The sequence below is a fragment of the Bacillus sp. 3255 genome (assembly GCF_031456485.1).
Classification (GTDB): domain Bacteria; phylum Bacillota; class Bacilli; order Paenibacillales; family NBRC-103111; genus Paenibacillus_E.
In genome coordinates, this window is sequence record NZ_JAVDUS010000003.1 from 420,787 (window position 1) to 433,009 (window position 12,223).

13 protein-coding genes are annotated in these 12,223 nt (G+C 45.5%); 6 read left to right on the forward strand and 7 right to left on the reverse strand.

Going from position 1 to position 12,223, the window contains the following annotated elements; translation table 11 throughout:
- Positions 1–13: 13 nt before the first annotated feature.
- The 5 genes from J2X61_RS06660 (at position 14) to J2X61_RS06680 (ending at position 7,693) form a co-directional block, all read left to right on the forward strand.
- Positions 14–5,050 (forward strand): Ig-like domain-containing protein, encoded by a 5,037-nt coding sequence (locus J2X61_RS06660; RefSeq protein WP_310186712.1) that lies wholly within the window; start codon positions 14–16, stop codon positions 5,048–5,050.
- Positions 5,051–5,069: 19 nt separating this feature from the next.
- Positions 5,070–6,092: an S-layer homology domain-containing protein gene (locus tag J2X61_RS06665; protein ID WP_310186713.1), complete on the forward strand. Its 1,023-nt coding sequence runs from the start codon at positions 5,070–5,072 to the stop codon at positions 6,090–6,092.
- 365 nt (positions 6,093–6,457) lie between these two features.
- Positions 6,458–7,072 (forward strand): undecaprenyl-diphosphatase, encoded by a 615-nt coding sequence (locus tag J2X61_RS06670; protein WP_310186714.1) that lies wholly within the window; start codon positions 6,458–6,460, stop codon positions 7,070–7,072.
- A gap of 187 nt (positions 7,073–7,259) precedes the next feature.
- Positions 7,260–7,550, forward strand: a complete 291-nt coding sequence (locus J2X61_RS06675) for a CBO0543 family protein (RefSeq protein WP_310186715.1) — start codon at positions 7,260–7,262, stop codon at positions 7,548–7,550.
- Positions 7,547–7,693, forward strand: a complete 147-nt coding sequence (locus tag J2X61_RS06680) for a hypothetical protein (RefSeq protein WP_310186792.1) — start codon at positions 7,547–7,549, stop codon at positions 7,691–7,693. Before J2X61_RS06675 ends, J2X61_RS06680 begins: the two co-directional genes overlap by 4 nt.
- A gap of 434 nt (positions 7,694–8,127) precedes the next feature.
- On the opposite strand, the gene J2X61_RS06685 is transcribed toward J2X61_RS06680, so the two are convergent.
- From J2X61_RS06685 to J2X61_RS06705, 5 genes are read right to left on the reverse strand one after another with little or no spacing between them, the layout of a single operon-like run.
- Positions 8,128–8,424: a spore coat protein gene (locus J2X61_RS06685; protein WP_310186716.1), complete on the reverse strand. Its 297-nt coding sequence runs from the start codon at positions 8,422–8,424 to the stop codon at positions 8,128–8,130.
- Between the two features lie 13 nt (positions 8,425–8,437).
- Positions 8,438–8,641, reverse strand: a complete 204-nt coding sequence (locus J2X61_RS06690) for a hypothetical protein (protein WP_310186717.1) — start codon at positions 8,639–8,641, stop codon at positions 8,438–8,440.
- A 30-nt stretch (positions 8,642–8,671) separates the two neighbouring features.
- A complete protein-coding gene (locus J2X61_RS06695) occupies positions 8,672–9,808 on the reverse strand; it encodes a zinc-dependent alcohol dehydrogenase (protein ID WP_310186718.1) in 1,137 nt (378 codons plus the stop codon).
- Positions 9,805–10,191, reverse strand: coding sequence for a spore coat protein (locus J2X61_RS06700; protein WP_310186719.1), 387 nt, complete (start codon positions 10,189–10,191; stop codon positions 9,805–9,807). The genes J2X61_RS06695 and J2X61_RS06700 overlap by 4 nt, the downstream gene beginning before the upstream one ends.
- Before the next feature lie 12 nt (positions 10,192–10,203).
- The gene (locus J2X61_RS06705) at positions 10,204–10,446 is read right to left on the reverse strand and encodes a spore gernimation protein GerQ (protein WP_310186720.1); all 243 of its coding nucleotides are present in this window, start codon (positions 10,444–10,446) and stop codon (positions 10,204–10,206) included.
- A 190-nt stretch (positions 10,447–10,636) separates the two neighbouring features.
- Here J2X61_RS06705 and J2X61_RS06710 point away from each other — a divergent pair, with 190 nt between their 5' ends.
- Entirely contained in the window at positions 10,637–10,918 is a 282-nt protein-coding gene (locus tag J2X61_RS06710) for a hypothetical protein (RefSeq protein ID WP_310186721.1), read from the forward strand.
- Between the two features lie 200 nt (positions 10,919–11,118).
- Here the strand turns inward: J2X61_RS06710 and J2X61_RS06715 are convergent, their stop codons facing one another.
- A complete protein-coding gene (locus tag J2X61_RS06715; protein ID WP_310186722.1) occupies positions 11,119–11,637 on the reverse strand; it encodes a CBO0543 family protein in 519 nt (172 codons plus the stop codon).
- A complete protein-coding gene (locus tag J2X61_RS06720; RefSeq protein ID WP_310186723.1) occupies positions 11,634–12,131 on the reverse strand; it encodes a CBO0543 family protein in 498 nt (165 codons plus the stop codon). Before J2X61_RS06720 ends, J2X61_RS06715 begins: the two co-directional genes overlap by 4 nt.
- Positions 12,132–12,223 lie beyond the last annotated feature (92 nt).

Sequence of the window (12,223 nt, forward strand, 5' to 3'; positions counted from 1 at the left end):
GGAGCCGTGAACCATGCAATTTCTTAAAACGTTTAAACGCACTGTGTCTTTCGGTGTTGTTTCCCTTTTGGCTGCAAATGTGGTTAATTTCCCTTTCGGAAGCAGCAGTCATACAGCCCATGCGGCAGTCATCCCATCGCCATCGGCCATACCCTCGGTAATAAGTACCTATGTGGCAGCTGATAAATCGCAGATCTCGACCCTTGGCGAGCAAGTGCAGCTGAAGGTAATGGCGCATATGAGCAATGGAACGGAGGTAGAGCTGAAGAGGACTACCGCCTCCAATTCGACAGATCCCGAGCTCAGCAGCGTTCATTTTACTTCAACTGTTGAAGGTGTAACGATCGATGACGCAACAGGCATTTTGACGTACGATGGCTCTGCGGGTAATGTGCCTGTCGATGTAAAAGCCGATATCAAGTATTTGGATGTGAAATATTTTGAAGGCTTTGAGAACGGGAATATCGGCAGCTTTACCCACGACCCGAGTGCCACAACAACGACATCGACATCGGTAGTGGCCAAAACTGGGGCTGGCGTTCCAGCACATAGCGGCACGTATAGCGCTAATCGATCTGGACCAACGACGAATACCGTAAGAATTGATATGGGCACGGCCCTGAACGGTGTTGTTACAGCTTGGTTCTATAATGGGTCAGCCGGGGCTGCATCTCCATCAGACCAGTCTAGAAACAATATCTATGTAGGAACCAAAACCACATCTGGAGCCGTAAATGTATCGGCTGGCCTGCTACTGGGGGAACATTGGGATGGCAGCACGGGATCGGGGACGAATTTCATAACGAGACTGATGACTTCTACGTTTTCGGCTTCACCCGTCAAACGGGGTACAACGCCAGCCTGGCATGAGTTCAAATGGGATCTGACTTCGGGCACAGATGCCAAAATGTACATCGACGGAACATTGGTTGGCACGACAACGGCGGAAACGAAATACCAATACGTCGCTCTGCTCGGCAACTGGTTACCCAATAATGCGGTTACTTATTACGACGATATTAAAACTACACAGCTAAGAACGAGTCTCTCGACAACACTATCAATTCCCGTTACGACGGTTGATTTGCAAGGATTAACTGTATCTGGTGAAAGCGGATCAGCAGCCATTACAGCCGATGCAGGTACACTGCAAATGACAGCGGCCGTAAATCCTGCCGGCGCACCTCCTATGGTGGCGTGGAAAGTGGAAAATGCAGACGGTTCGCCAACGGACAACGCGGACATTTCGGCAACAGGATTATTATCTGCAAAGGGGAATGGTACTGTCAAAGTAACTGCTACTTCCACGGTTAAGCCGGAAATATCCAATAGCGCTTTAATCACGATTACTGGACAAACGATTAAAGCAACAGGCATCACGATTCAAGCGCCAGCGGGCGCTACAAGTTTTACGACCCTTGATCCTGTACCGCTTAGCGCTTCGGTCATACCGGTTGACACGGCAGATCCATCCGTTACGTGGGATGTTGTGCAAGGGGCGGATGTAGCGACGATTTCGAGCACAGGCGTTCTTACGCCAGTTAAAGCGGGCACAGTGCAAATTCAAGCCACATCGAATGATCCAAACGGCGTGAAGAGTAATACGTTGCAGCTGACATTCGATGTCAAGATGACCTCTCTAACTGTGACTGGTGCGGGCGGATCAGCAGCGATAACTTCGCGTTCGGGTCAGCTTCAAATGGGAGCGACCGCTGAGCCCGGCGGAGCGCCAACCACCAATGTAGCCTGGACGGTAGAAAATGGGACAGGAAGTGCTTCAATTAGCAGCACGGGTCTGCTGATAGCCCTTGAAAACGGTTCTGTGACCGTAAAAGCAACGGCGCAAGACGGCAGCGGTGTCGTCGGTCAAACGACTATCCACATTTCTGGTCAAGGAAGCCATACCTTCTATGTCAGCTCCTCTTCAGGCGATGACGCGAATGATGGATTAAGCGCAGCTGCACCATGGAAAACATTGAATAAAGTCAGCAGCACGACGTTTATTCCCGGCGATAAGATTTTGCTTCATGCAGGCGATTCATGGGACGGTCAATTATGGCCGAAAGGTTCAGGAGCAGAAGGCAACCCGATTATCATTGACCAATACGGCATAGGCAGCAGGCCGCTAATCAACGGGCAGGGGAATAATTTCGATCAGACGATTTACAATTCTACAACGACTTACAATACAGGGGCTGTTTTTCTGAAAAATCAGGAATACTGGGAGCTCAACAATCTGGAAGTCACGAATGATGACAATTTATTAGTCGAGAATAACGATTCTGCTGCGCTTAGAGCGGGCATCTTCTTTACCATCGATGCCAATGAAAGCGATCGGGTATACAATCACATTTATATCCGAAACTGTTATGTACACGACATTGACGGTAATAACAACGCGGGACCCAAAGAAAACGGCGGCATTATCGGTGTTGTGAAAGGAACGGCTCCAACGAGCCAGGCGACATTAGCCAGATTCAATGATGTAAAAATTGAAAATAATTCGATTCGCAAAGTCGATCGAGTGGCTATTCGCGTCGCAGCCCATACGAACTATGTAGGCGATGATTCATTCTCTACAACGGCTACATTTAAATATGGCAATTGGAACACAGGATTTTACCTTGCTCACAACACGATGGAAGATGTGGGTGGAGACGGCATTATTTTGCGTGATACCGATGGGGCTGTACTTGAATATAACTATTTAAATAAATTCGGCACGCGAGTGGCGGGCAGCAACGCCATCGCAGGAATTTGGCTGGCAGTCGCCAAGAACACGCTCATTCAGTATAACGAGGTTACGGGAGGTCCAGCTTACAACCAGGACGGGTGCGCCTTTGACTTCGACATGTACCTAATCAATACGGTGTACCAATACAACTACAGTCATGACAATCCAATGGGCTTTATGCTCCTCATGGGTACGAATGAGAACGATGTATTGCGATATAACATCAGCCAGAATGACGGCATTATTTTCAGGCATTTTTCATCTGATGAGAAGACAACAGGTTCCATTTATAACAACGTATTTTATTATGATGGCAGTAAAAGCCAAATTATGGGTTCAGGCAACACAGTGAAGCGCGGTTATAGCTTTTATAACAATATTTTCTATAACACAAGCACGGCAACACCTACAAATTGGCTAAACAACAGTTGGAGCAATGCTTTATTCAGCAATAATGTGTTCTTTGAGGCGGGAGGCGTCCATTCTGCAAATGAGCCTAGCGATGCCAATAAAGTGACAGCTGAACCAAAGTTTGTGAATCCAGGCGGCGCAGCATCAGGGTGGACAACAGCAAACGCTTACGAACTTCAACCGGATTCGCCGGCCATTAACGCAGGGTTATCGGTGAACAATAACGGCGGCAAAGATTATGCAGGTAATCCCTTGTATCAAGGATTCGCGGACATTGGAGCGTTTGAATACCAGGGAGATACAACGGGAGTTAATCATCGTCCATTGATCTCGAATGCGAAATACAGTGTAAAAATGGACCGCCCAGTAACAGGTAAACTCATTGCAAGCGACCCTGATGGGGATCAGATTCAATTCTCACTTGTGAGTAACGGATTGTTAGGCACAGTTCAACTATTAGATCGTGCTACAGGCGACTTCGTGTACACACCTAATCCGGGCGCGAAAGGGAACGATAGCTTTACTTTCCAAGCATCCGATGGTTTGCTCAGTTCTAATGTCGGAACAATAACTATAGCCATTGCGCAGTCGAACCTGCTTCAAAACGGCGGATTCGAAGAAGGCACATCCGCGCCTCCTCCTGGCTGGACTTCTTTCTATGGAACGGGAGCCACAATCGTTAGCGATCCGGCCAACGTGCATTCCGGCAGCAATGCAGTGAGGTTTATTAGTAACAATTCAGGCGCTGAACAAGTGGTAAGCGGTCTGACACCGAATACCTACTATGTGGCCAGAGGTTGGATTAAAGTAATGGATGCCGGAAATACACAAAGCATTGGCGTCAAAAATTATGGCGGCAGTCAGATTTCAAAATCCATAGACACACTGGACTACTCAGAAGGTAAAATTATTTTCAAAACTGGCGCTGCCAATACATCTGCCAACATTTATTCGTGGAAAAATACGAATGCGAGCAACGATGGAAAAGCGGCTTATCTCGACGATTTCTCTCTCTCGTTATATGAGAATCCTACAGCAGTAAGCGCAGCTGTAAACACAGTGAAAGATGCCGTGTATACAGGTAATTTATCGGTTAGCCGTTATGATGGGGATACGCTCGCGTATTCAATTGCCGTCAATGGCACAAAAGGAAGCGCAGTAATTACGAATCCGGAAACTGGAGCGTTCAGGTATACTCCGAACCCAGGCGCATCAGGAACAGATACGTTTACTTTCAAGGCAAATGACGGCATAGCTGATTCCAACACGGCAACCGTAACCATTAACATTGCGGCTTCCCCGAGGGTGCTCTCGACAGAGCTTACAGGGGGCAGTACCGTAGCGTCCGGCGAGTCTTTCAAAGTCACATTCGGGTTGAGAAACTTAGAGCAGGCGGCATTGGCGCAAGATGTCACCATAGATTATGATGGCAATGCGATGGAGTTTGTAGCTGCCAGGTCCGTGATTGAAGGCGTCTCCATCCTGGAGCCGATTACGCAATCAGCGGGCAAGCTGAGAATGATCATAGTGAGCCAAGGCACAGCCCATGCGGTTAGCGATAACGCGCAAGTTGTGGAGCTGACTTTCAAGTCCAAAGCTCTCACACAAAATACGACGGGAACCCTCTATGTGTCGAAGGCCGTACTGGGCGATGCACAAGGAGGAGAGGCGCAAGCGGCAGCTTCTGCTTACAGCGTAGCGATTATAGCTCCGATTCCTGGCATTCCTGGCGACCTCACGAACGATAGGAAAGTGACGATCGGGGATTTGGCCATCGTAGCAGCCCATTACGGCAAAGATGTTAGCAGCCCGGATTGGGAGCAGGCGAAGAAAGCAGACGTGACAGGCGATGGCATAATCGATATTAGCGACCTTGCGTTTGTTGCGGCAAAAATGACCCAATGAATAGGGAGGATAGCTTATTATGAGACATAAAATCATATTTACTGCATTAGTCAGCAATCTTTGTTGTTCCTTAGTATTGCTCAGTCCGGCTAACGCAGAGGTAGCTTCCCAATTTTCAATGAAGACCTCGGATAGCGAATCAACAGGCGAATTTACCGTTACCTTGCTAGGGGAAAATATTCAGGATTTGTATGCTTATGAAGCGAAACTTTCCTTTGATGCCAGCAAGCTCGAAGTTGTCAAAGCAAGTACCACGATAGAAGGTTTCTCCGTCTCTCCCATTGTGAAGAACAACGAAGTGACATTCGCGCATACAAAAGTGGGAAAAGCGGATGGCGAGAAGGGGAATGTCGACATCGGCTGTATTACCTTTAAAGCCAAAAAGGTGGGGTCTTCCCAAATTACATGGACCTCAATGAAAATCGTGGATCACAATTTGAAAAATCAATCCATTGCACTAAGTAAATCCACTCAATTCACTAAAATTTTCAGCGATCTTGCCGGCCACTGGGCCAAATCGGATATTATGCTGATGGTCAACAAACAGATTGTAGAAGGTATGGATGACGATCACTTCGCACCGGATACGAATGTTACAAGAGCGCAGTTTGCAACTTTAATTTCCAAAGCATTGAATCTTGAGGGAAGTGCGGGGCTCCATCCTTTTACTGATGTCGCAGCGGGTTCCTGGTATGAGGATACCGTGAAGAAGGCTTTGGCAGCAGGGTTAATCAACGGCGTTTCTGATGATGCTTTTGCCCCGGAGAAGAACATCACACGGGAAGAGATGACGGCCATGCTCTTAAGAGCAAAGGCTCATGCAACGGGCACGAAAGTGGAGGATATGACGGTAAATAACACGATCCCGTTCAGTGATGAGAGCTCAGTCAGTGAATGGGCAAAACACGTTGTTGAGCTAGCTGTCAGCACAGGCTTAATGAATGGTCGAACAGAGCAAGAATTCGCTCCGCAGGAACACGCCACTCGAGCAGAAGCAGTCGTTGTGCTTAAGCGGCTTCTAGCTGACATAAGCGTGAAATAGTCCTGTTTCTCAAAGAGATTGCGATCTACCCACCGTTCAGGTGGGGTGATTGGCAATCTTTTTTTCAATCACGACATGACGGCAGCTGACACTGATATGCTCCCCTTACGGTAGACAGGTGAAAAAATAAAACCTGTTTATTGTAAGGGGAGCTTTTTCATGGCTAAAGGAAAATATAATGCGCTAGAGAATAATCAGTGAAGTTGTAAGGAAAATAATATCCCTTATCATCCATATAAGCAGTTAGTTAAATGAAACCGATGTTACAAAAATGTAACAGCAATCTAAATAATGTTATTTGATTCGATGGTAGAGCATCTAATTTTCTTTTATTATGTTTTAAAAAGAGATTGGATGGTGCTGAGTTGGACATTTCAGAAATTAATTTATCATTGTTTAGGTTGGTTAATGACATAGGAAAAGAATATCCCTTTTTGAATCCCACATTTATTTTTATCGCTGAATATATGGTTTTTTTATTTGCAATAAGTGTTCTTATTATTTGGTTTACAAGAGACGAGGACAATAGAATTATGATTCTTTCTGCATCAATCGCTTTCATTTGTGCCTTTGCGGTAGGAAAGGTTTCAGGGGTATTTCACTCGAATTATCAACCTTTCGTTGAATTGAATGACGTTAATAAACTGATATATAAAGAAAAAGACAATTCTTTTCCAAGTGACCATACAATTTTATTCTTCTCATATTGTTTTACATTCTGGCTCTCTAAGAAAGGTTGGTCAATTTTATGGGTATTATTAGCTGTTCTAGTGGGAGTCTCCCGTATATGGGTTGGGGTTCATTATCCTTTAGATGTTTTAACAGGAATATTAATTAGCCTAACTGCTGCAACTTCTATATATTTAATATTCCCTAAACTTAATGCTACTCAGGCCACTATAAAAATTTATGAAAAATATGAAAACAAACTTCTTCTTCTGCTCAAAAGAACAATGAGAAAAAAGTCAAAAAACTTTTAGAACTCGGAGCTTGGACACAATTATGACAAGACGGCAGCTGGCATACGATCAGATACAGTTGTCCGTTGAAATAACGAGCAGAAGAATTTAATGTTAAAGTCTCGTGTTGTTGGTGATAATATCCATAACTTTAACGATCGAGGTTATGCCGATTTATGACAATGGAGAGGATCATTTTAATCGGTATATGGATATTAACGATTTTTCTGTTAATATTCACGACAAGCGAAACAAAATTAGGGAAGCATTTGTCATCTTTTCGTTTAAGCAAATGCTTACTTGGTTCTTGGGGTTTCTTGTTGTAGAGTACAAATTACTTGAATACCCTGTTCGCGAGTTTCCGTATGCGGCACGAAACAGTTTTACGTTTGAGTATTTTATCTATCCCGCAATTTGCTGTGTATTTAACTTGAAATTTCCAGAAGGTAAAGGCATGATCCGTAAACACTCTGGTATTTGTTTTTCCCAAGCTGGATGACGGCTTTGGAGGTATTGTTAGAAAAATACACTGAGCTCATTCGCTACATCACTTGGCATTGGTACTGGACTTGGGTTACGCTTTTGGTTACTTTTTTCGTGTCTCGGATGTTTTATCTAAGGTTTATCAAAAAAACAAACTAAAGAGACAAGGATCCCAATGCCCAATGCTAACGGAGTACGGTAGCAACATGAAGAACAATCAACCGCTAAATGTTCCGGCTTGCCCTTTGTTCGTTGAAGTAAGGGGATAGCTCAATTAACTGTACAGAATGCCGCGGGGATTGAGTAAATTTAAAAATCACAAATCGGACGACGAATACCAATAGAGAAGGGTAGACGTGAGAAAGAGATCCACAGAGTACGTGGCGATGACAATCAGAAGCAAAACAAACGAAGGAGCGATTGTTCAAGTGTGTTTGTGACGAAGCCCAAATAAGTGCGGAGAGTGTCTGTCATTATTCTATTGTTGGATTCTTGACACGGGGAACATTTTATTCTCTAAAGTCTTCTTCTAAAATCAAAAAAAGCGCCTGAACCATGGTGGTTTTGCGCGTTTTTTTGAGACGAATACTGTATCAGGACGGAATGTTCATAGCGGTCTGAATATTCTTTAGATCGAGTTGAATTTGCTCCGAAATATGGTAGGGATGGTATTGGCTCCGCTGCATCATGTAGTTTGTTATCTTTTCATGGGAGTCTATAGCTTCGTCGAGCTGTTTCATCAAAATTTGCTTTATTTCGGGAGTGACACATTCGGTTACGGCCATGGCATAGTTTCTGACTCCGCTCTTTGCGTTTATCAAAAAATCCATTGCAATCACGTCGTCGGTCACCGTATGAAGCCCAGTCATGTGTTCTAATAGGGTGTTCATGTTTCTATCTCCTTTAGGTTAGGTTCACTTTAGACAGCACTCCACCGAGCTCCTGAAGCTGCTGTTGTGATAATTGCACGTCTTGCTGCAAAATTTGCTTGAGCTCCGGGTCGGTTACCAGAGCTTGCATGGTTTTGGATTTGGTCATGCAAACGGTCTTAAACGCAGCCATTTCATGAACCTCCAGCAGCTCATGCAAAGCGTAATTGGAATTCATTCGGATTGTCCTCCCTGTGTTCACCCATATTCAGGGCTTTAAGATGACTTTGATGCAATTGTCCGTTTTCGTATCGAACACTTCATAGCCATGCTTGGCTTCGCTAAGCGGAATGACGTGCGTAACAATATCTCCAGGGTCTACCTGCCCCGACGTAACCAGCTCGTACATATACGGCATGTAGTGAATGACCGGGGCTTGTCCGGAACGGATATTCACGTTGCGTTGCATGATGTCGCCGAGCGGGAATCCGTTATAACGTCCGCCGTAAACCCCAGTGACTTGGATGGTCCCGCCTTTGCGAACAGCCTGAGACGCAATGATAAATGCGCTCATGGTGCCGCCTTGCAGTTTCAAACCGCTGGCTAGAAATTCGAGATCGCTCATCTTGCCGTCCATTCCTACTGCATCAATCACGACATCGGCGCCGCCTTTTGTCATTTCCTTGAGATTGTTGCCGATATTCATATCCTGTTCGAAGTTTACGATTTCAACATGGTTCGTTCGCTTCGCATGCTGTAAGCGGTAATCTACATAGTCAACGGCGATGACCCGCTTTGCTCCCTTCAGCCAGCAGAACTTCTGGGCCAGAAGTCCGACCGGACCGCAGCCGAGTACAATGACCGTATCTCCAATCTTGACACCGGCATTATCTACGCTCCAGAACGCCGTCGTCATGGCATCGGCGATCAAGCTTAGCTTTTCATCCGGTTGCTCGCAGTTTTCAGGAATCTTGAAGTGGGTGAAATTAGCAAACGGAACTCGTAAATACTCGGCTTGCCCGCCAGGATAACCACCGGTCGTTCCGGAGTAGCCGAAATATGCGCCCATATCCCCGTGTTCGTTTGAGTTGTCGCATTGGCTTTCCAACTGATTCTTACAATAAAAGCATTCTCCGCATGCAATGTTGAAAGGGATGATCACACGGTCGCCTTTCTTTACCTTTGTCACGCCAGGGCCTACTTCTTCTACGATCCCCATCGGTTCATGCCCAATGACATAGTTCTCCTGAAGGTTAGGGATCATCCCGTGAATCAGGTGAAGGTCCGAGCCGCAAATGGCGGAACTGGTGACCCTTACGATCATATCGTCCGGTTTCTCAATCTTCGGATCCGGCACCTCTTTGACCACGACATTTTTAATCCCTTGATAAGTTACCGCCTTCATGCTTTATTTCCTCCAATATGTTCATCTGGGGTCCGATCAAACATCCCTTTACGCGACGTATCATCCGGGAACAAATTCATCTGCCCGATCATCACCGTATTTTTCGCTGAAAGCTGGTCGAGTTGGTACTGTTCGTTAAGCTCGTAAGGATGGAACCATTTTTTACGAATCATGAGCTCCGTGATTTCTTGATGAAGTTCAATCCCCTGCATAAGATGATTGCGCAGCAGCGCTCTTACATCGGTAGAAGCCGTTTCGGTCAGTGCGATGGACAAATTTCGTACACCCTCTTTGGCACGAATAAGGAAGTCCATTGCAAATGTCATATCTGCCATTTCGGGCATATTTAACGAATTAATCGGGTCTAAATAATCGGTGTTCATTGGTGCTCCCCTTTAATGTGTGATAGGCGTCGGGCTATTCGGAACAGGCGCTTGGAAAGGAGCTCTTGCGTAGATTGCTTGCAGCTCAGCGATCTGTTGTGCGGATTGAATTACGTCTTTCTGCATTAACGCTTTTAGCTCTTGGTCAAAGACCAAGCCTTGCATAAGTTTTGACTTGGTGAGGCAGAGCGTTTTGAAGTTTAACGCTTCATGCAGTTCCATCGATTCGTGCGGTGCTAACGTTGGCTTATTCATTGAGAAATTATCCCCTCCTTTTTTCATCAAAGTTAGATTTTCCTACGCATCGGATCTTATACTAAAATAGATTGCCGGAAATGTGGGGTCTGGATATTCCCATGCAGTCGTAAGAATATAAACAAAAACTCAACCGCATACTTATTTCTGTAAAAGTTATTGATTTTTGATCAAGGAAGGAGGACTCACCTTGCCCAATGAAAACAAAATTGATCTAGCCACCGAGTATGCAAAAAAACCGGCAGAAGGTTCACTTAACTCGAGCGGCAATACGCTGGAGCAGCATGCATCTAACGCTGTTTCTGAGGCGCAAACGGCTTTAAATCAGGCGCTAAGATCGATAAGTGAATCTAATGCGGCAACAAATTCACAAGCTTTGGAGACGGCCCGGCAGCAATTGACCCAAGCAGAGGAATTTTTAGATCAAGCGCAAACTTCGGCAAACGCATTACGTCTGCCGGATCAACAATAAAACGGTAGCTTTGGAGTAGAAGAGAGTCTCCTTCTTTTTCGAATACACTTGGAATCAAGCTCACAATGCCATAGACACGGAGAGTCACCGATGAACGCGCTTGAGTTGCCGGATCAGAGCAGCGAATCATGATAAGCGAGAGGGAGGCCCTTAAGGGACCTCCCTCTTTCTTCTGCTTCCTAGCGGGCATAGCCCCACATTTAAGAACGTGTCGTACTAGCTGCGTTCTTTTGTTTTGCCTTTTCCACTCGTGTCATGTTTCGGAAGTAGATCACGCAGAACGCTCGAGTCATCAGGAATGTGAGGAAAATCGAAGCCCACGACCAAAACCAGTTCCAACGAACATACCGAATCAGATCGGTATATTGTACGAGCAGCACCTCACCTATCGTCAGTACAGTAGTGAATATCACGTAATAGCCGAATTGAATCCAGCCACTCCGATGGCTCGGATAATACGCGTTGAACACCGCGCATGTCATCGGATAGGCCATATATTCGTAGGTGAAGCTCGTCCGGCTAACGTCGGCAAGCTCCCTTACGGGATAGGCGAGAAGTTGGAGTTCGACCACGGCATGACCGAAAATACACGTAATATACTGTTTGAACAAAAAAGCGACCAACGCCAATCGACGCTTCTGCCGCGGGATAATGAGAATCAATAACAATGAAAGGATCCACACCGAAACGATAATGCCGTATTGCAGTAGCAAACTCATCGCTCGCTCGCCTCCTTCCTGAAAACTTTGCGGTTACTAAAGAACCAACTCGCTAGGCCGTGGATGGATAGGAAGATAATCGATAACACGATCGCCATCAAACTCCAGTGAAATTGTACATAATCCACCAAGTCGGTATATGCGGCTAGCAACCCGTCAATTAAGGTGAGCAGTGAAATCCAGACGGCAAAGTAAAAACACTTCATCAACTTATTCGAACGAGGTCTGTAGATATAATAAAGACCGCTCGCAACAGGCGTCCACACCAGTTTGAACGTGATATTCAAATCGGAAGCTTTGGGAAATTCACGCAACGGGTAGGCCACCAAATCAAAGTGAACAAGCAGCATTTCTACCGTCCATACCACAGCCTGACACGCAAGAAAGCACAACACAAATTCATGAGCTTTTGCTCTTGGAACAAGAAAATAGATGGTGATTATACACACAAACCAGACTAGCAGCAATAAATTTCGTTCGATGTCCATGGCCATAGCTTGTACATGGAAGGAGGCTCCTATGTAAGTGTATTTCTTTTAATTTATACTTTCGTGCGCGGTGATACTTAGGCAAAAAATACAACACC

Coding starts and splice junctions, on each gene's coding strand:
- J2X61_RS06665 (WP_310186713.1), top strand. CDS start 5,070: ATGAGACATAAAATCATATTTACTGCATTAGTCAGCAATCTTTGTTGT.
- J2X61_RS06700 (WP_310186719.1), bottom strand. CDS start 10,191: ATGAACACCGATTATTTAGACCCGATTAATTCGTTAAATATGCCCGAA.
- J2X61_RS06675 (WP_310186715.1), top strand. CDS start 7,260: ATGGATATTAACGATTTTTCTGTTAATATTCACGACAAGCGAAACAAA.
- J2X61_RS06690 (WP_310186717.1), bottom strand. CDS start 8,641: ATGAATTCCAATTACGCTTTGCATGAGCTGCTGGAGGTTCATGAAATG.
- J2X61_RS06695 (WP_310186718.1), bottom strand. CDS start 9,808: ATGAAGGCGGTAACTTATCAAGGGATTAAAAATGTCGTGGTCAAAGAG.
- J2X61_RS06660 (WP_310186712.1), top strand. CDS start 14: ATGCAATTTCTTAAAACGTTTAAACGCACTGTGTCTTTCGGTGTTGTT.
- J2X61_RS06680 (WP_310186792.1), top strand. CDS start 7,547: ATGACGGCTTTGGAGGTATTGTTAGAAAAATACACTGAGCTCATTCGC.
- J2X61_RS06715 (WP_310186722.1), bottom strand. CDS start 11,637: ATGAGTTTGCTACTGCAATACGGCATTATCGTTTCGGTGTGGATCCTT.
- J2X61_RS06705 (WP_310186720.1), bottom strand. CDS start 10,446: ATGAATAAGCCAACGTTAGCACCGCACGAATCGATGGAACTGCATGAA.
- J2X61_RS06685 (WP_310186716.1), bottom strand. CDS start 8,424: ATGAACACCCTATTAGAACACATGACTGGGCTTCATACGGTGACCGAC.
- J2X61_RS06720 (WP_310186723.1), bottom strand. CDS start 12,131: ATGGCCATGGACATCGAACGAAATTTATTGCTGCTAGTCTGGTTTGTG.